This window comes from Clostridium beijerinckii, assembly GCA_003129525.1.
Classification (GTDB): Bacteria; Bacillota; Clostridia; order Clostridiales; family Clostridiaceae; genus Clostridium; species Clostridium beijerinckii_D.
The window spans coordinates 1,490,729-1,511,076 of sequence record CP029329.1 but is presented as its reverse complement, the minus strand read 5'-3'; the positions used below and the strand labels follow the sequence as shown (position 1 = coordinate 1,511,076).

Annotated in this window: 19 protein-coding genes; 3 read left to right on the top strand and 16 right to left on the bottom strand. The window is 29.8% G+C overall.

The genetic code is table 11. From position 1 onward, the window contains the following. Positions 1-71 precede the first annotated feature (71 nt). The 9 genes from DIC82_06630 to DIC82_06590 all read right to left on the bottom strand — a co-directional run bounded on the left by DIC82_06630 (position 72) and on the right by DIC82_06590 (position 8,089). Positions 72-923, bottom strand: a complete 852-nt coding sequence (locus tag DIC82_06630) for an RnfABCDGE type electron transport complex subunit B (protein AWK50709.1) — start codon at positions 921-923, stop codon at positions 72-74. Between the two features lie 189 nt (positions 924-1,112). Then, entirely contained in the window at positions 1,113-1,688 is a 576-nt protein-coding gene (locus DIC82_06625; protein ID AWK50708.1) for an electron transport complex subunit RsxA, read from the bottom strand. Further along, the gene (locus DIC82_06620; GenBank protein ID AWK50707.1) at positions 1,673-2,311 is read right to left on the bottom strand and encodes an electron transport complex subunit RsxE; all 639 of its coding nucleotides are present in this window, start codon (positions 2,309-2,311) and stop codon (positions 1,673-1,675) included. Before DIC82_06620 ends, DIC82_06625 begins: the two co-directional genes overlap by 16 nt. Before the next feature lies 1 nt (position 2,312). Next, entirely contained in the window at positions 2,313-2,876 is a 564-nt protein-coding gene (locus DIC82_06615; protein AWK50706.1) for an RnfABCDGE type electron transport complex subunit G, read from the bottom strand. Between the two features lie 4 nt (positions 2,877-2,880). Beyond that, complete coding sequence (locus tag DIC82_06610) at positions 2,881-3,921, bottom strand: electron transporter RnfD (GenBank protein ID AWK50705.1); 1,041 nt, start codon at positions 3,919-3,921, stop codon at positions 2,881-2,883. 16 nt (positions 3,922-3,937) lie between these two features. Beyond that, positions 3,938-5,251 carry an electron transport complex subunit RsxC gene (locus tag DIC82_06605; protein ID AWK50704.1) on the bottom strand — a complete coding sequence of 438 codons (1,314 nt, stop codon included), beginning with the start codon at positions 5,249-5,251 and terminating at the stop codon, positions 3,938-3,940. 55 nt (positions 5,252-5,306) lie between these two features. Beyond that, positions 5,307-5,720 carry a siderophore-interacting protein gene (locus DIC82_06600; GenBank protein ID AWK50703.1) on the bottom strand — a complete coding sequence of 138 codons (414 nt, stop codon included), beginning with the start codon at positions 5,718-5,720 and terminating at the stop codon, positions 5,307-5,309. 710 nt (positions 5,721-6,430) lie between these two features. Continuing rightward, positions 6,431-7,057, bottom strand: a complete 627-nt coding sequence (locus tag DIC82_06595) for a 2-dehydro-3-deoxyphosphogluconate aldolase (GenBank protein AWK50702.1) — start codon at positions 7,055-7,057, stop codon at positions 6,431-6,433. An 84-nt stretch (positions 7,058-7,141) separates the two neighbouring features. Next, positions 7,142-8,089: a 2-keto-3-deoxygluconate kinase gene (locus DIC82_06590; protein ID AWK50701.1), complete on the bottom strand. Its 948-nt coding sequence runs from the start codon at positions 8,087-8,089 to the stop codon at positions 7,142-7,144. A 325-nt stretch (positions 8,090-8,414) separates the two neighbouring features. Here DIC82_06590 and DIC82_06585 point away from each other — a divergent pair, with 325 nt between their 5' ends. Both DIC82_06585 and DIC82_06580 read left to right on the top strand, forming a co-directional pair. Further along, entirely contained in the window at positions 8,415-9,221 is an 807-nt protein-coding gene (locus tag DIC82_06585) for an IclR family transcriptional regulator (protein AWK50700.1), read from the top strand. Positions 9,222-9,604: 383 nt separating this feature from the next. Then, the gene (locus tag DIC82_06580; GenBank protein AWK50699.1) at positions 9,605-11,299 is read left to right on the top strand and encodes a DDE transposase; all 1,695 of its coding nucleotides are present in this window, start codon (positions 9,605-9,607) and stop codon (positions 11,297-11,299) included. A gap of 155 nt (positions 11,300-11,454) precedes the next feature. Here the strand turns inward: DIC82_06580 and DIC82_06575 are convergent, their stop codons facing one another. Both DIC82_06575 and DIC82_06570 read right to left on the bottom strand, forming a co-directional pair. After that, the gene (locus DIC82_06575; protein AWK50698.1) at positions 11,455-12,093 is read right to left on the bottom strand and encodes a hypothetical protein; all 639 of its coding nucleotides are present in this window, start codon (positions 12,091-12,093) and stop codon (positions 11,455-11,457) included. Between the two features lie 58 nt (positions 12,094-12,151). Then, positions 12,152-12,940, bottom strand: coding sequence for a gluconate 5-dehydrogenase (locus DIC82_06570; GenBank protein ID AWK50697.1), 789 nt, complete (start codon positions 12,938-12,940; stop codon positions 12,152-12,154). Between the two features lie 169 nt (positions 12,941-13,109). On the opposite strand from DIC82_06570, the gene DIC82_06565 reads away from it, so the two are divergent. Continuing rightward, on the top strand, positions 13,110-13,964 hold the full coding sequence (locus DIC82_06565; protein AWK50696.1) for an AraC family transcriptional regulator: 855 nt from the start codon (positions 13,110-13,112) through the stop codon (positions 13,962-13,964). A 4-nt stretch (positions 13,965-13,968) separates the two neighbouring features. Here DIC82_06565 and DIC82_06560 read toward each other — a convergent pair whose 3' ends face one another. From DIC82_06560 to DIC82_06540, 5 genes are all read right to left on the bottom strand, one after another. Further along, positions 13,969-14,808, bottom strand: coding sequence for an endonuclease IV (locus tag DIC82_06560; protein AWK50695.1), 840 nt, complete (start codon positions 14,806-14,808; stop codon positions 13,969-13,971). A gap of 68 nt (positions 14,809-14,876) precedes the next feature. Beyond that, a complete protein-coding gene (locus DIC82_06555; GenBank protein AWK50694.1) occupies positions 14,877-15,344 on the bottom strand; it encodes a methylated-DNA--[protein]-cysteine methyltransferase in 468 nt (155 codons plus the stop codon). Between the two features lie 440 nt (positions 15,345-15,784). Then, a complete protein-coding gene (locus DIC82_06550; protein ID AWK50693.1) occupies positions 15,785-16,708 on the bottom strand; it encodes an EamA family transporter in 924 nt (307 codons plus the stop codon). Between the two features lie 33 nt (positions 16,709-16,741). Then, positions 16,742-17,704: a gfo/Idh/MocA family oxidoreductase gene (locus tag DIC82_06545; protein AWK50692.1), complete on the bottom strand. Its 963-nt coding sequence runs from the start codon at positions 17,702-17,704 to the stop codon at positions 16,742-16,744. Positions 17,705-17,995: 291 nt separating this feature from the next. After that, positions 17,996-20,173 (bottom strand): RNA-binding transcriptional accessory protein, encoded by a 2,178-nt coding sequence (locus DIC82_06540; protein AWK50691.1) that lies wholly within the window; start codon positions 20,171-20,173, stop codon positions 17,996-17,998. Between the last annotated feature and the right edge of the window lie 175 nt (positions 20,174-20,348).

Here is a 20,348-nt window from a genome sequence, read left to right as displayed (position 1 = left end):
ATAAAAGATTCTTCCCTAATAAATGAAGTAATTCTTAGATTTATTTTTTACTTATCTATATTTAGATATATTTAACTAGTAGCCTTTAAATCACGTGCATTTTTATCTTCTTTTAATGCATTAGCAATTCTTATAGCTCCAGTTGGACATTTTGCTACGCATGTTATTTTGCTACACTTTTCAGCACATATAGCTTTATTTACTACTGCAAAATTGTCCTTAATCTCAATAGCACCATAACTACAATTCTTTGCACAAATGCCACAGCCTAAACAAGCAGTACTACAAACCTTTCGTGCAATAGCTCCCTTTTCCCTAGAATTACAGTCCACTTTTACAGTAGCATTTTTTGGTATTATTTGTATAACATTTTTAGGACATGCTGTTTCACATGCTCCACAACCAGTACACTTTTCTAGATTAACAACTGGCAATCCATCTTCACCCATAGTCATAGCACCAAAAGGACACTTACTTACACAAGTTCCAAATCCAATACATCCATTTTTACATCCTTTAGGACCACCTTGAATTAAACTTGCGGCAGTACAATCTTTTACGCCCTTATAGTTATAACTTAAAGTTGCTTTACCAATTGATCCCTTACATCTAACATGAGCTACTTTTGCTTCTAGCTGTTCAGATGTTTTTCCTGTAAGTTCTGCCACTAATTTTGCAACAGCCTCTTTACCAGGTATACATAAGTTTGGTGGAACTTCTGGATTTAAGACTACAGATTCAGCATAATTAGAACAACCTGCAAAACCACATGCACCACACTGTCCTTTAGGAAGAACTTCTTCCACCTCATGAATAAGCGGATTTACTTCCATTGAAAACTTTTTATTTGCGATAGCAAGAATAAATCCAAAAACTATCCCAACTGCTCCCATTACAACAATAACCATTATAGCAGTATTCATAATTTTTATTCATCTCCTTAATAAACTTAGTCGTTTTTTCAATGTACAATTGACAATTGTGGATGATATTAATTCAAAATATCTTTAAGTCTTTATAGCGTTTCATGCTTTTTTTATCTGCGAATATTTTCAAAGACCTTTTAATTTTATTACTTAATTGTTAATTGTCCTTTGTTAATTATTAGTTGATCATATCATCCCTGAAAATCCAAGGAATGCCAATGATAACATACCTGCTAAAATAAATGCTATTCCTGTTCCTTCTAAAGCCTTTGGCACATCTGCATGTACCAATTTTTCTCTTAAACTTGCCATAAGCACAAGTGCAAGTGCAAATCCCATACCCGATCCTATTGCATAGACTATACTCATACTAAATGAATAATTAGACTCTACACTTAAAAGTGGAACAGATAGTACTATACAGTTTGTTGCTATTAAAACAAGATAAATTCCCCACATATTATATAAAGCAGGTGCATGTTTCTTTATTATTAATTCCAACAATTGTACAAAACTTGCTATAAGTATTACAAAAACGATTGTTGTTAAAAATGTTAAACCATATGGTAAAAGTACAAAATTATATACCACCCATGCTAACATTGAGCTAAGTGTTATAACAGATGTAACTGCCATACCCATTCCTAGAGATGCATTTAGACTTTTAGATACTCCAAAGAATATACATAATCCTAAAAACTTTGTTAAAACAAAGTTATTTACAACTACTGAACCTATAAAAAGTGTTAAATATTCTTGCATTGTGATTCACTCCCTTTTACTTGCTTGCTCTCTTTACGCTTAGTATAAATTTTAATTGCTCCCATCATATAACCAATTAAGATAAATGCACCCGGTGGCAAAATCATAATTAAAGCTGGATTATACCCAGATCCGAATACTGAAATCCCTAAAATTGTTCCATTACCAATAATTTCTCTTATAGCAGATATTACAAGCATAGCTATTGTAAATCCAAACCCCATACCCAGCCCATCAAAGAAAGATGGAATAACCTTGTTCTTTGAGGCAAATACTTCAGCTCTTGCCAGTATTATTGCGAAGACTACTACTAATGATAAATATACTCCAAGTGCTTTATATAAAGATGGAGCAAAAGCTTGTAATACAAGTTGTACAACTGTTACTATAGTTGCAATTGATGTTATATAAACTGGCACTCTGACTTTATCATTTACCCATTTACGTGTTATTGAAACTACTACATTATTAGCTGTAATAACAAATAACACTGTTAATCCCATGGTTAATCCGTTAATAACTGAAGTCGTAACAGCTAGTGCTGGACAAAGACTCAAAGCTAATACAAATATTGGATTTTCATCAAATAAACCTTTAGAGAAAATTTTCCATAATTCTTTCATATTATTTACCTCCTGTAAACTGTACTACTTCTTCCACTGCATTTTTAACAGCAAGTGTTACAGCTTTAGATGAAATAGTTGCCCCTGTCATAGCCTGAATATTTTCTTTTTTAGAAAGATCTTTTACTACAGTTAAATCCTCGGCTTGCTTTCCTGCAAATTGACTTCTAAAGGGTTCTTTTGCAGCATTATCTCCAAGACCAGGAGTCTCGTTAGCTGATAATATAGTATAATCAATTATCTTTCCATCCGAAGTAACAGCTACAAGCATTTTAATTGCTCCACCATAGCCCTTACTTTCACCAGGCACTACATAAGCAATTACTTTTCCATCTTTTTCAGCAGTAAACCATTCTTTTTTATCTGATATTTCTTTAAAATTATCTGCATCATTTACTAACGCCTTCATTGACTCTTGTTTCATCATTTCATTTTTTTCTACTGCAATAGGCGCTGTAATAAAATATACTATTCCTATTATTACTCCTGAAATTATGCACGCTCCTATTAAGTTTATAGCTATCTTAAAAATAGACTGTTCTTTCTTAATATCTACATCTGACATTTTACTACCCCCTTGCCCCAAAGTTCTTTGGTTTTACGAAACGATCTATTAATGGTGTTACAGCATTCATTAGCAAAATTGAATAACAAACGCCTTCTGGATAACCACCTTTTAATCTAATTAAAACAGTTATTGCACCAGCTCCTACTGCAAAAATTATTTGACCTTTTGTCGTAATAGGAATAGTTACCATATCTGTTGCCATGAAGAATGCTCCTAGTATTAAACCACCAGCCATCATATGAAATAATGGATCACCAGTAAATAAACCTACTGGTCCAAAAATCCAAGTAAGTATTCCTACGGTTCCAATCATACAAACAGGAACATGCCAGTTAATATATCCTTTATATATAAGATATATTCCGCCAATAAGAAGTAATACGGTAGATGTTTCACCCAGACTTCCATTTCTTGTACCAATAAACATAGCTTTATACATAGCTGTGTTACTTCCAAAAACTTCAATTAAGCTTGTATAACCTTGATGTTTTAATATATTTAATGGAGTTGCACTACTCACAGCATCTACTGATCCTGTGAGTTTTGTCCAAGTAGTCATAGCAACTGGCCAAGATACCATTAAAGCTGCTCTTCCAATATGAGCAGGATTGAAAATATTAAATCCGAGTCCACCCATTGATTGTTTAGCTATTACTATAGCTATAAATGAACCAATTGCTACCATATAAGGTGGTAAAGTTGGTGGAAGAGACATTGACAGTAAAAGACCAGTTATAAATGCACTTCCATCAAATGCTATAATCTTCATTTTACGAAACTTTTGTACTAAATACTCACATGCAACTGCTGAAACTATTCCTACTATCATATTTATTAAAGCTGGAAAGCCAAAATAAAATATTGAAAAAATAGCTGCAGGTGCCAAAGCTAAATTTACATTCCACATTATCTTTGAAATTGATTCATTACACCTAATATGTGGTGATGCTGAAACAGTAAATTTTTGATCCTGTACTTGAATTTCCTTTGGTTGAATGTTTTGTATTTTATTTTCTTGAATTCCTTTAGTTTCTGAGCTCATTTTATCCCTTCTCTCCCTATTTCTTTGCTGATTGTGCTAGGTTTTGTGCTTTTGAATATTTTATATATTGCACAATATTACGTTTTGCAGGACATGTATAAACACAACTTCCACATTCTATACAATTAAACAAACCATATTCTTCTTTAGCTTCTTTAAATCTATTACGTTCGCCTAATATACTTAGCATACTTGGTACTAACCCCATAGGACATGCTTTAACACATCTACCACATCTAATACAGGGAGACTCTTCTCCAGAATTTACAACATCACTACTTAAAGCCAATATACCAGAGGTTCCTTTAATTACAGGTACATCTAATGTAAATTGAGCCATACCCATCATAGGTCCTCCAGAAATTATTTTTTCAGGAGTTTTACTAAATCCTCCGCAATAATCTATTACATACTCATAGCTAGTCCCTATTCTTAACAATAAATTTTTAGGATCCTTAATTGCATCTCCAGAAACAGTAGTAACTCTTTCTATTAGTGGAATCCCACTAACTACAGCATCACAAATCGAAACCGTAGTACCAACATTTTGTACTACAACACCAACATCCATAGGTAATCCACCAGATGGAACTTCACGATTGGTAAGTACTTTTATCAACATTTTCTCTGCACCTTGAGGATACTTTGTAGGTAAAGATACTACTTCAACAGATGTGCCTTTAAAAGCATCTTTCATAACTCTTACAGCCTCTGGTTTATTATCCTCTATTCCTACGAAACATTTACTAACACCAAGGACTTTCATAACTATTTTAACACCCGTAACTATACGCTTGGCATATTCAATCATCATTCTATAATCTGCTGTCAAATACGGCTCACATTCAGCTGCATTTACAATAAAAACATCAACATCTTTATTTGGAGAAAGCTTAATATGTGTAGGGAAAGCAGCACCTCCCATTCCAACTGCTCCTGCTTCTTTAATAATATCAAGGATTTCTGCTGTCTCTAGTTGATCCCATTCACGATGTAACGGAATACCTTGAACCCACTCATCCAATCCATCATTTTTAATAACGATTGATAAACAGTTAACTCTAGATGCATGTGGCATTTCTGCAATCTTAATAACTTCTCCAGAAATAGATGCATGCACTGGACTATGCATAAACGCATCACTTTTAGCTATAACTTGTCCTTTCTTAACTTTATCACCAACCTTAACTAGCGGTGTACAAGGAGCTCCTATATGCTGACTCATAGGAATAACTACTTGAGAAGGTAAAGGTGGAATTTCAATAGTTTTGTCCATAGTATATACTTTACTATCTTTAGGATGAATCCCTCCGAGAAAACGCTTTAACATTAACAATCACCTCTTAATTATGTTTTTAACAAAAAAAATATGTCATAGAAAATATTTACTGTAAGATACTAATAATTGCTGGTTTTGACTTTTCACTTATAGTTGCAGCTCTATCAAATAACTTTACAAATATCATAGATAATAAAAAAGCAGTTATTCCACCTATAATTTGAGAAACGTTTATATTAGACCCCATGTATTTTCCTATGAGTCCTCCCAACAGTACCCCAATAAATGCAACAATTAGCGGCAAAACAAAAACAATAAAGGCTCCTTTTAAAATGTTAACTTCTTTCATTTCAAAGGTCACCTTATCTCCTACTTTGGCCCCTATTTTATTATTTGCACTTATAATCACACTATCGTTGCCTGGACAAGCACCGCAATTACTACAGTCACTATGTCTTCCAACTTTAATTTTGGCAATATTATCACTTATCTCAATTACCAAACCTCTTTCTGTTTTCATATTTATCAGACTCCCTAAAACTATTATTAAATTATTACGTTTATTTCAATTAAATCTGCTCTTATAACTATTTTTAATTTTCTATACTTAGCATTTTATCCATTTGAAATATACAACATAAAAACCACCTTTCAAATTAATTAAAATATATAATTTCATTTTATTTATATGATTTACATGGTAATCCTTATATTATCTTCAATATAAGTAACTATAATATATTAGTGTAATAATTTAACATTTCAGTTTTATTATAAGCTTTGATTTTAACTTTTTAAAGGATAACTATTTTTTTAACAATCTTTATTTCTGAAAATTGGACATATAAACGTTATTTTGCAGTATCAGTATCGTACATATATAATTCACTGTAACTTCATATTCTACAGCAACCTTTGTTCCTCCCTAATTCATGAGGAATTTCACAAACAAATTATTTTTTATTTATCCTATTTTAAAGGATTTTGGATATTCTTCTAATTTTTTATTTTGAGAATATAATGCAAGCAATAACCTCCCATATAGTGAATTAAATAACATACCCTCTGCTTAGACTTTTTGAACTAATAGCTCACATTCTCGTATCTAATTCCCTGTTATATACAAATTATCTGATCCATCAATTGATTCAGTATAGCCTTTTTTGCATAAAAATAGTGATTAGCTCTATTATTATAAAACTAATCACTACTGTATAAAATTCTAATAAATTATAAACTTTTTACTTTTGTCATAACTTCAGCACAATATTCTTTTACGCCTTGTGCACCATTGCTCTTATACATTTTGTTTAAATCACTACCTATACCACTGCAATCTGCTCCAGATTGTATCCATTCACTTATATTATCCTTGTTTACTCCACCAGTAGGCATTATATTAATATCTGGAAAGATCGATTTTGCTGCTCCTATTAATCCTTTTCCGACAACATTTCCAGGGAATATTTTTATAAATCTTAATCCCATTTTATAAACTTTGTTTACTTCTGACATTGTCATAAGTCCTGGAATTATTAATGCTTTTCTTTGAATTGCATATGCTATTACTTCTTCATCAACACAAGGAGAAACAATAAAATCAGCATTATTCTCAATACATTCATCTACAGCATCTTTAGTTAAAACAGTTCCTGCTCCAACACATGCATCTTTGTATTCTTCTTTTAATTCTTTTATTAACTTTGGTGCATTTGGTACACTCATAGTTACTTCTATAATCTTCATTCCACCATCAATGGCTGCTATACTAATTTCTTTTGCTTCTTCATAAGTTTTAGTTCTAATAACAGCTACAGCTTTTTCTTCTTTTAATGTTTCATAAATTTTTTCAAACATTATTTACACCTCATCCTTTATTTATATATTAATTTAAAATTATTATATTTCCATGTTTTATTTTGTTTTTTTCATAATATGATCTTAACGTTCTATTTTTTTTGATTGTCCTAAATGTACTAAAACATCATCATAATAAGGTAATCCTTCATTATCACCTTCAACACCAACTACTAAAGATCCAACTGCATTTGCAAATCTAACACAATTTTCTAATGTTTCCCCTTTAAGCAGTGCTGTTAAAAATCCTGCTGCAAACCCATCTCCTGCACCTACTGTATCAACTAGAGCTTTTGGTTTAATGGCATCTACCTCATAAATATTTTCGTTATCCGATCCTATTGCTCCTTTAGCGCCCTTTTTAACAATAACCTTTTCTATTCCATAGCTATGAAAAGTTTTTATTGCATCTTCTAAACTTGTTTCACCTAATAATATTTCTACCTCTTCATCTCCTATTAAAAGAATATCTATATAAGGTAAAAGTTTTTCTATGTAACTTTTAGCTTCTTCTTTACTCCACATTTTTAATCTAATATTAGGATCAAAAGAAACTATTAAATTATGTTTCTTTGCCAATTTTACTGCTTCAAATATAACTTCTCTATTATTCATATTAATCGAAGGAAAAACTCCTGTGATATGAAGTACTTTTGAATTTTTAAAATACTCTTCATTTAATTCTTTATGATTCATTGTACTTGTTGGAGATTTTTCTCTATAATAAAAAGATCTACTAGCGCCATCAGATAAAACTTCTCTAAAGTATACAGATGTTGGGTATTCATCTACAAGTTTAACTTCTGAAATATCAACACCTTCTCCTCTTACTGTTTTTAATATATATTTTCCAAAGTCATCATTTCCAAGTCTGCTTATCCAGCCTGAATTTAATCCTAATCTTGCACAACCTATTGCAACATTTAATTCTGCTCCACCTATTTTTCTTTCAAAAGTGTTACAAAATATTATTGGTCCTTTTTCTTTAGGACACATTGCAATCATTGCATCGCCTATAGTAATTACATCCATTAACAATACACCACTTTCAACTTATATTTTTATTTTTAGCCTTATCAAGTATGCAGAGATAGAATTAAATTTATACTTGATAAGGCTATGATTAATTTTTGGTTAATATTATATATAATTAAGGAATATTATATATGTCTGTTTCCAGGCTTAATTCCGTTCCGCATTGTGGAACGTTGTTTCACTACCTAATGTTATTTTAATATTTACGCTCCCAATTGTCAATAATGCTACAATAAAAACTTATAAATTTTTTATTTGTTAAAATCTATATTAAATATTACAATGTAGTATAAAGTAAATAATTATTTATGGAGGATTTAATATGTCTGAGGATTCAAATAATCTTAATTTAGTTCAGTCTGTAGAACGTGCATTAGACATACTTGATTGTTTAGCAGAATACCCAAAAGGTTGTGGAATTGGAGAATTATCAAAAATTTTAGGATTAAGTAAAAGCACAATACATAGAATTATCACAACTTTAAAATATAAAAAATATGTTACCCAAAACAAAGATAATGATAAATATCAACTTGATATAAAAGTACTTAATCTATCCACTTCTATGACAAACAGTATGGATTTAATAAGTATTGCTAGACCTTACATACATGACTTTGCAAATAAAGTTGATGAAGTTATACATCTTTGTATTCCTGACGAATCATATTCAAATATAATATACGTAGATAAAGTATCGGCTGAAAATCCTAATAGAAACATAACAATGTCTTCAAGCATAGGTAAAAAAGCACCAATTTACTGTACTGCCTCTGGTAAGTTATTATTATCTCAGTATCCTGATGATAAAATAAGAGAATTGTTAAAAAACACTGAATTTGTTAAATATGCCGAAAATACTATAACTGATATTAATGTACTTATAGATGAAATTCATGATATAAGAAAGAATTTATATTCACTCGATAACATTGAATGTGATACTGGCGTTATATGCATAGCTGTTCCTATTTTTGATAGAACTAATAAAATTATTGCGGCTACTAGCCTTTCCTCGGTAACTTTTTTTAATAATATAGAGAGTTTATTAGAGTACAAAAATGAGTTCATGAATGTTGCCAATAATATTAGTAAAGTTATGGGATATATTCAATCTAGTCTTTTGTAATATTATATATTTTTTATATTCTTGAATTTAAATTGTGGCTAATTGTTTAATACCCTCTCTCTTTTCTTTACTTTTTATATTGCAAATTTAATTTCCCCTAATGACGAGATATTATTAAAAGTACTATATTTTTCAACTCTTCATATAACTAAAAAATAGACATGAATATTCAAAGGACTGGTTCTTTATGTCTATTTTCTATTATTCTAACGTATTGTGATAGTTTTTTTAATATATCCATACTAATTGAATGTATGTTTTTACTTACTACAATTAGACACTGAATATTCTAATATGGCTTACCATATGATTAGACCACAAAAAGCTGACAAATATCATCCAATTAGAATTTAATGATATAATAGCATTATAAAATTAAACGTATGAGGAGAATTACTATGTTTTGCAAAAATGACCTTCAACAAACTTCATTATTTGAACCAATCAACCAAATGCCAAAATACCTTCAAGATATTTTAAATAAAAGTTGGGCTAAGGCATTTAAGGATCATATTTTTCCGCGAATAAATGAGGAGCGTTTTTCGGTTTTATATAGCAATAAAGCCTCAAGGACTAATTCACCTATTAATGTTATTCTTGGCTTACTAATTATAAAAGAAATATTTCAGCAGACTGATGAAGAGCTTATCGGCTCTATTCATTTCGATGTAAGATATCAATATGCTTTAAATACAACTAATTATGAAACACAACCAGTATCTATAAATACTCTAACAAATTTTAGAAACAGACTTGTTGAATATGAAGCGTCAACTAATGAAGACTTAATAAAAGCTGAAGTTGAAGCTTTATCCGAAAGCATTGCTAAGTATTTATCTGTTGATAATAAAAAAGTTAGAGTGGATTCGTTAATGGTTAGTTCATCATGCAAAAAATTAAGTAGAATTGAGCTAGTATATTCTATAAATAGCAGACTTATTAAAGCTCTAAATATAATAAATCCACCTATTATAAGTGATGAACTAAAACCGTACCTTGAAAAGGGGCATAAAAATGACACTATATATAGAACTCAAGATTTAAAGGCTGATTCAAAACTTTCAATTTTAATCGAACATTCTAAAATTCTATACAATATCGCTCTGAAAGCTGGAGATATAGTTACTTCAACAGAAGAGTTTCAACTTTTAAATAGAGTTATTCAGGACCAAACTACAGAAGATGCTGCAAAAAATTTAGTTATTAAAGATTCAAAAGATATAACTTCAACTAGTTTACAAAATCCAACTGACAAAGATGCAACCTACAGAAAAAAATATGGTGGTAACGTTGGTTATGTTGTTAATATACAAGAATCATTTAATGATAAAAACAGTGTTATAACAGGCTATGACCTTAAGCAAAATATTCACAGCGATTCAAAATTTGCTGATGATGTTATTGCTAATTTAGCTTCACAAAATAAAAATTCAAACTGTAAACTACTAGTTGATGGTGCTTACTATGAACAAGAAAAAGCCAAAAATGCTTTAAAACAAGGAATTGAAATGATTCCAAGTCAACTAGTTGGCAGAAAAGTATCTACTGATAAACTGAGTTATTCAAAATTCATTGTAGATGACGAAAAAAATGTAATAAGTTGTTGTCCTAACGGAGTCGAACCTGTAGAGTCTTATTATAGTTCAAAATCTTATACAGCCAAATTTGACTCCAGTACATGTGAAAAATGTCCTTTAAATTCACAATGTCCAAAGAAAATATCAAAGAAATTTAATACCATAAGAGTTAGCGAAAAAGCTTATAATACAGCTACTCAAAGAGAAAAAATGCACGAGAGTGAGTATATAAAGCTTGCAAATAAAAGGGCTGGTATAGAAGGTATTCCTTCTGTTTTGAGGAGAAGATATAAAATTGATACCATGCCTATCCGGGGATTATTGCGCTCAAAATTATGGGTTGGATTTAAAATCGCAGCCTATAACTTCAAGAAACTGTTAAAACAGTTTCTTGAAAGTGGCATAGAGTGTTTTCTCAATATAATTGCATGTATAGTTGCTGTAATAATTAACTGTTTTAAATTATATTTTTTAGAATTTGAAGCAAAGCTGTCAAACTAATCACGATACTTTATAGTTTTTGTGGTTTAATCACCATATATATTTTAAATAATATTTATTCTAAACCATATTACCATATATATTCTGAAGAATATGCGCCAATAATGCAGGTTTAGTTAGAGCATGTTATAATAAAATTAAACTAGCTCAATGTGTTACTCTAATATATTTCTAATACAAGATTCTATCTCTATAGATTTACAATTATTAAAGAAATATTCTTTAAATTTTTCTCCACTTATAGCTCCCTTTAATAAATCTTGATCTATTTCTTTTAAGATTGTTACCATATCTTTATGTGTTACTTTTTTAACTTCATCTAATATTTTTTTATTTCTTTGTTCTGGTACAACTCTATCTTTTGGATATCCTTGTCCACTTTCACCTTGGAATAATTTTTCAAATATATATTCCAAATTTAATTCTGCTCCCCATCCAAATCCTTTTGCAAAAGGTATTGCTATTGCATTTCCATCATTAATTTGTGCAAACATAAATGCATCTGAAGGATCTACTACATGGCCACATAATACTCCGGGGAATGCATTGCATGCTAGCATTGCTCCTTCTCCTGTTCCACATCCAGTTATTACGTAATCTGCTGCTCCTGAATTTAAAAGGATAGCTGCTAAAATACCATTTTGAACATATGTTAATACTGCTGGGTCTTCTGCACTATACATTCCATAATTAAATACTTCATGTCCCATTGGTTCTACTATCTTTTTTAATGATGCGTATATCATTTCATTTTTTGCCGCTTGGCTATTTTCATTTATTAAAGCTATTTTCATTTTTGTTTGCCTCCTAATTATTCGGTTTGATTTTACTACTATTTTGTTATTTTAATTATTATTGTGGTTGTTTTCCAATATAAGCTAAGATTCCGCCATCTACATATAAAATATGACCATTTACAAAATCTGATGCATCAGAAGCTAAGAATATAGCTGGTCCAGCTAAATCTTCTGGTGTTCCCCAACGTGCAGCTGGAGTCTTTGCTATTATAAATTCGTTAAATGGATGTCCTGGTGTTCTAATCGGTGCAGTTTGTGGTGTTTCTATGTATCCAGGTCCAAGTCCGTTACATTGGATATTATATTCACCATATTCAGATGCAATATTTCTTGTTAACATCTTAAGCCCACCTTTAGCAGCGGCATAAGCTGAAACAGTTTCTCTTCCAAGTTCACTCATCATAGAACATATGTTGATTATTTTTCCATGTCCCTTTTTAATCATTCCAGGTATTACAGCTTTAGCTACTATAAATGGTGCCGTTAAATCTACATCTATAACTTGTCTAAACTCCTCTGCTTTCATTTCAAGCATTGGGATACGCTTAATTATTCCTGCATTATTTACTAGAATATCAATTACTCCAACTTCTTTTTCTATTTTTTCAACTAATTCAATTACCTTTGGTTCATCTGTAACATCACACACATATCCATATGCCTTTATTCCAGCTTCTTCATAAGCTTTTAATCCCTTATCAACTAACTCTTGCTTAATATCATTAAACACTATTGTCGCTCCTGCTTCTGCATAAGACTTTGCAATCGCAAATCCAATACCATATGCTGCTCCTGTTACTAATGCTATCTTACCTTCTAATGAAAAATTTTTAATCATATCCATAATATTTGCCTCCTTATATTTAGGTCTCTTAGTTTATTCCTTAGTTTATTAATTTAATTATACTATTATGTTTTCACTATTTCTTGTTATATTTTCATTAAAATATTGCAAATACTGAAGCGATTAGTATAATTAAAATTAATAGACTAATATTTAACGAGGTGACTGTATGAAGGAATTTACATCATGTAAAGAATCCATAAATAATTGTATAAAAAATAAATACTTTTCAGTTGCTCATTTACATACTGAAGAAGAAACCATGTCTATTCATATACATGATTGTTATGAAATTTATTATTCTATTTCTGGTGGTAAACAGTTTTTAATAGATAATAAATTATATGATATTAATGCTGGGAATTTATTTGTTATAAATCCGTTTGAGAGTCACTATGTTTCTCAAATAAATAAAATGATTCATGAGCGAATAGTAATTTCTATTCACCCTGACTTTTTAAAATCTATCTCTACTAATAAAACAGATTTAAGCTATTGTTTTACACATCGTGATGAAAATTTTAGTCATAAGATTGAACTTGATAAAGAACAGCAAAATAGATTTATATATTTCATAAATAAAATTACGAGCACTGAAGGTTTTGGTTCTGATATGATCGAGTATTCAAGTTTTATAGAATTGATGACCTATTTAACTAAAGCATTTGTAGATAATGAAGATTCATTGTTATCCTGTTATAAATATCACAATCAAATTCAAGAAATAATTGTCTATATCAACGACAATGTTATAGAAAACATTACTATTAAAAATTTAGCAGAACACTTTTTTTTAAGCGAATCATATATTTGTAGAATTTTTAAATTGGCTACTGGCACCACTATAAATAAATATATTACTGCAAGAAGAATATCCATAGCAAAATCTATGCTTTCAAATGGTTTAAGTATTAATGATGTCTATATTCAATGTGGATTTAATGATTATAGCAACTTTTTGAAGTCATTTAAAAAAGCTGTGGGAGTATCTCCTAAAAAGTATTCTACATTTAGCATGAATTAGATTTTTATATGCTTTTATTGTAAAGACTTTTTAATAATGCTATTTCTTTTGCATAACCGTCAAGTTCATTTGGAGTTTCAAGGAAAAATGGCAAATTACGTAGTTTAGGATGATTTATAATGTTTGTAATTGCTTCTAAACCAATAGAACCTTCTCCAATTTTTTGGTGTCTATCTTTGTGACTTTCAAATACATTCATACTATCATTTAAATGTATTGCGCATAATTTATCTAATCCGATTATTTTATCAAATTGTTCTAACACACCATCTAAATTATTCACAATGTCGTACCCTGCATCATATACATGACAAGTATCAAGGCATACTCCCATCTTATCAGATAATTTTACACGACTTAAAATTTCTTGTAATTCCTCAAATGTACGGCCAATTTCAGTGCCTTTACCTGCCATTGTTTCAAGTAATACAGTTGTTGTTTGCTCTGGTTTTAGCACCTCATTTAACATATCAGAAATATATTTAATCCCAACCTCAACCCCTTGTTTAACATGGCTGCCTGGATGAAAATTATAAAGACTGTTCGGTGTATATTCCATTCTAATTAAATCATCTTCCATTAATTCTTTTGCAAAATTTCTTGTATTTTCATCCGCTGAGCAAGCATTCAATGTATAAGGGGCATGTGCTAATATTGTAGTAAAATTATTTTCTTTTGCCAATTCCAAGAATTCTGCTACGTCTTTTTCATCAATAGCTTTCGCTTTACTTCCTCTTGGATTTCGAGTAAAAAATTGAAATGTATTTCCTTCTAATTTAAGAGCTTCTTTTCCCATATTTTTAAATCCTTTTGAAGTTGATAAGTGACATCCTATTTTTAACATTGTATTTCCTCCTCATATCTTTTGTAATACACAACTCTGAATAATATTTTATCAAATTTTTTAATATACTACTTCATGCTCTCTAATTGAAGAAGTTTTTCCTTTAAATCAAGCCCACCTGCGTAACCAACTAGCTTACCATTAGCTCCAATTACTCTATGGCAAGGAACTATAATAGCAATTGGATTTTTATTGTTTGCCATTCCAACAGCTCTTGCTGCCTTTTCATTTCCAATTATCTTTGCAATCTCGCCATAACTTCTTGTTTCACCATAAGGAATTTCTTTTAGAGCATTCCATACTTTCTTTTGAAATTCTGTCCCCTTAGGGTCTAATGGTAAATCAAATGAACTACGATTTCCATCTAAATACTCATTAAGCTCATTTATAGCTTTTTTTAATAATGCTGTTTCATTTTCTTCTATTATTTCTTCTTCCATATCTTTATTTATAAAATCTAATTTTGTAATAGCTGTACCATTCTCTTCTATACCAATTCTTCCGATCTTAGTGTTGTAATAAAATATATTTTTCATGTTATCCTCCTTTTAATTAAAATGTGTTTATTAACTCGTATAAAGCACTTGAAATAACATAGGAAGAACTCTATGCATATATATCTTTTGAATGTGCCTACTTCCTAATACGATTATAGAATAAATCTAGATTTTATCAAGTTCTTCCTTTGCTATTATCTTAAACACTCTTATGTATTTACATAAGATACTTTTTTTAATATATATTATATACTTTTATCAGTTATTTTCTTTCATATCCATAAAGTATTTAAGGATGAGTACCAGTTATACTCATCCTTTTATTTCCCATTTATATACAATTCCTATTGTTTGCTCCTAATTCTAGCATTTTATCAATTATTGTTGTTGTATTAGGATTATTAGCATATCCAAATACCTTGTTATTCTATTGATATGTTTTTTGCCTTTGTTGCTGCACCTAGCAATGCTAGTTAATGCTATTCTTCTTTCTTAACTCTATAAACTAAAAATATTCCATAACATACAAGTATTAATGCTATCAAGATCTTAATATCAAATATATTTTCACCCAAAAATATTGATGATAATAATGTTCCAAAGACAGGTATTAAAAAGTTAAACACTGATATTATTCCTACTTTGTTATATTTTAATAATTGAGTCCATATAACAAATGCCACTGATGATAATAATGCCATATAAATTAAAAGCAATGTAGATCCTATTGTGAATCCTTTTAAATTACCTCCTAAAAACCATCCTAGAATTGTTAATATAATTCCGCCTATAAATAGTTGAAATCCTGTAACTAATGATGGTTCCTGAGTTTGTGTTATTTTCTTGCCATATATTGCAGAAGCTGCAAATATGATTGCTGCAATCATTACAAAACCGTCACCATTAAAAGTAAAAGCATTTCCCTCTAATGATTGTCCATTTAAATTAACAATTACTACTCCTAAAAATCCTATGATACATCCTATTATCTTGTTAAAATTAAGCTTGTCATTTTTATAAATAAAATGAGCCAATATAATACTTACAAACGTCCCTGTTCCATTAATTATAGATCCTCTGACCCCTGTAGTATATGACATTCCTATATAAAAAAATATATATTGAAGGGCAGTTTGTGTTAAACCTAATAGTGTTATTTGTCCAAATTGCTTTCTAGAAAAATTAAATACATTTTTCTTTGTAATTAATTCTAATAAAAGTACTAAAATACCTGCAAGCGCAAATCTGTATCCTGCAAAAACTAATTTGGATCCCATATCATTTATATTAAATAGTGAATATCCTATTTTTATTGATGGATAGGCGCTCCCCCATAAAATGCAACATAAGGTTGCTAAAATTATGATGTTTTTTCTATTAGTATAAAATTTAGTTTTATCCATGTTGTAGTTCTCTCTCCTGTCTATTATAAGAGCTTAATTTAATGTTGCAGTTTTTCTAATTTGATCTAATACATTCATTACACGAATTGACTCATTTAAAGATAAATGCTCACTTTCGAGTTTTAATTTTTTCAAACAATTATGTACTTCATTAATTTCCGCATACATATCATCAAATTCTAATTCTTTTTCTATTTTATAAGATTCCCCATTATTTAAATTGACAAAAACCTTATCTGGCCTATTATATATTGGAATTTCCATATAACCCTTTGTTCCTTTAATAATAGCAGTTCTTTCCTTATTTCTATCAATGGCGCCTTCAATTGTTCCTATTACTCCATTTTCAAAGGTTAATATTGCTTTAAAATATGAATCTACTCCTGTTTCATTTATTTCCATATGTGATTTCACTTGCTTAACTTGTGAGTCAATCATATCCATAACAAATGATAATGGATAAACTCCAACATCTAGTAAAGCTCCGCCTTGTGTTTTATCCAATAAATAAGATCCCTGCTTAATATTTGTTACATGATTACAAAAATTAGCTTCAATAGATATAATTTCTCCAATCTCCTTATTTCTTATTATATCTTTGATGGTATGAATTAGTGGAATAAATCTCGTTTTCATCGCTTCCATAAAGAAAGTATTGTTTAATAAAACCTCATCTTTTATTTCTTTCATTTCGTCTGCATTTAAACCTACAGGTTTTTCACATAAAACAGCCTTCTTGTGCCTTATTGCTTCAGTTGACCAATACTTATGTAACCCATGAGGCAATGCAATATAAACAGCATCTATTTCCTCATCGTTTAATAATTCATGATAATCTTCATAAACTTTATCGCAATTATATTGTTCATAAAAAGAATCCCGTTTATCTTTTGTTTTAGAAGCAATTGCATATAATTTTCCTTCATTTGTATAAGATAAACTTTTTGCAAAACGCATAGCTATATTTCCAAGTCCGATAATTCCCCATTTAATCATTCATTTTCTCTCCTTCTTATAAAAACAATTCGACTGCTTGTTTCTTTGAATATACTTTATGTTTATTATATTATTTAATATAACTTTTTTATACTGATATTATGAAGTTTTATTTAGAATTGAATTTTATCAGCAAAGTAATAATAAACTATGATTTTTTATATTTAAAAGCCTTAAGAATAATTGTATATTTATTCTTAAGGCTTTTCTATACATTTAAATATACAGTTCTTTCAATAACAATTATTATGAATTGTTATTTGTGCATTGCAAACTGTGAATTGATTAAAATTATACTTCTGCTGATTCATTAATATCCTTCATAGTTAAAGAAATTCTTTTTCTCTTTTCATCAACTTCTATTATGGCTACTTTTACGATGTCTCCAACTTTAACAATATCTAAAGGATGCTTTACAAATCTATTTGCCATTTGACTTTTGTGTACTAATCCATCTTGATGAACTCCAATATCTACAAAAGCACCGAAGTCTGATACGTTTCTAACTGTTCCAGTTAAAACCATTCCTGGCATTAAGTCTTTAAGTTCAACTATTCCTGTCTTAAGTATTGGCTTTGGCATTTCTTCTCTAGGATCTCTGCCTGGTTTTTTTAGTTCTTTGATTATATCTTTTAAAGTAAGTTCTCCAACTTCTAGAGTTTCACTTAAATTCTTTAATCCTTGTGATTCTGCTCTTTCATCAATGTCTCCTAGTTTGTTATCTTTAAGATCTTGCTTCTTATATCCTAACAGTTCAATTAACTTTTTAGCTACGCTATAAGATTCAGGATGCACTGATGTATTATCTAAAGGATCTTTACTATCATCTACTCTTAAGAACCCTGCACATTGTTCATATGCCTTTTGTCCTAATCTCTTTACTTTAAGTAATTCTTTTCTTGAAGTAAAGTGACCAACCTCTTCTCTATAATCAACAATATTCTTAGCAATTGCTGCATTTATTCCCGAAATATGTGTTAAAAGTGATGGTGTTGCTATATTTAAATCAACTCCAACAGTATTAACTGAATCTTCTACGACTCCTGCTAAAGATTCTTCTAGCTTTTTAGGAGCTACATCATGTTGGTATTGTCCAACCCCAATTGCCTTTGGATCTATTTTAACTAATTCAGCAAGTGGATCTTGTAATCTTCTACCTATTGAAATAGCACCTCTTACTGTAACATCTAAATCTGGATATTCTTTAGTTGCAAGTTCAGATGCTGAATAAACTGATGCTCCTGCTTCTGATACAATCACATAAGCTAATTCTCTTCCAGTTTCATTTTTTATTTCAGTAATCATTTCAGCAATTACTTCTTCTGATTCTCTAGATGCAGTTCCATTTCCAAGGGAAATAACATCAACATTATGTTTAGCAATAAGTGCTTTTAAAGTTTTCTTTGTTCCTTCAATATCTCTTTTAGGTACTGTTGGATATACCGCTGTATTTTCTAAGAACTTTCCTGTTGCATCTAATATTGCAATCTTACAACCTGTTCTAAATCCAGGGTCATACCCCATTACTACTTTTCCCTTGATTGGAGCTTGCAAAAGTAATGCTTTTAGATTTTCTTTAAAGATGTTAATAGCACCTTCTTCACCAATATCAGTTAATTCACTTCTAATTTCTCTTTCAATTGATGGATAAATTAATCTCTTTAATGAATCCTTTATTGCAAGTTTTAGTTTCTCATCTAAAATTGAATTTTTCTTTAATACTTGATTTTCTAAGTATTGTATAATCTTATCTTCATTTACAGTAATTTTAACGCTTAATACTTTTTCTTTTTCCCCTCTATTAATAGCTAGTATTCTATGAGGTGGTATTTTGTTTACTGCTTCTGAATATTCATAATACATTTCGTATGGTGTTGATTCTTTAGATTCTCCTTTGCTTTCTATGTTTCCTTCTCTCATAACAAAGTCTCTTATATATTTTCTATATTTTGCTTCATCTGATATACTTTCTGCAACTATGTCTAAAGCTCCAGAAATAGCTTCTTCACTACTTGTTACACCTTTTTCTTCACTTATATATTTAGTTGCTTCTTCATTTAAATCACCGTTAAATTTACCTTCTAAAATCAATTCTGCAAGAGGTTTTAATCCTTTTTCAACAGCCATTGTTGCTTTTGTTCTTTTTTTAGCTTTATAAGGTCTATATATATCTTCAACTTCAGTTAAAGTTGTTGCTTTTTCTAAAGCCTTTCCAATTTCCTCTGTAAACTTCTCTTGTTCTTGTATTATTCTTGTAACAGCTGCTTTTCTTTCTTCTAAATTCCTTAAATAAGTCAATCTTTCAGATAATTTTCTTAAAACTTCATCTGAAAGTCCACCTGTAACTTCTTTTCTATATCTTGAAATAAAGGGAACTGTATTTCCATCATCTAAGAGTTCAATAACACTTTGAACTTGACCTAATCTTATTTCTAACTCTTTTGCGATTCTTTCTTCAATTGAATTCATAATTTCCTCCTGCTTTATATTAGTTATGTTCTTACTAATCTAACAATATTTTACCACATAAATTATTATTGCCATTACTATTTTTAGTAATGGCAATAATATAATTATCTCATATTCCTATTAATATTATAAACTTATTTAAATTTAAGGCAAGAATTTTCTATATTCATGAATA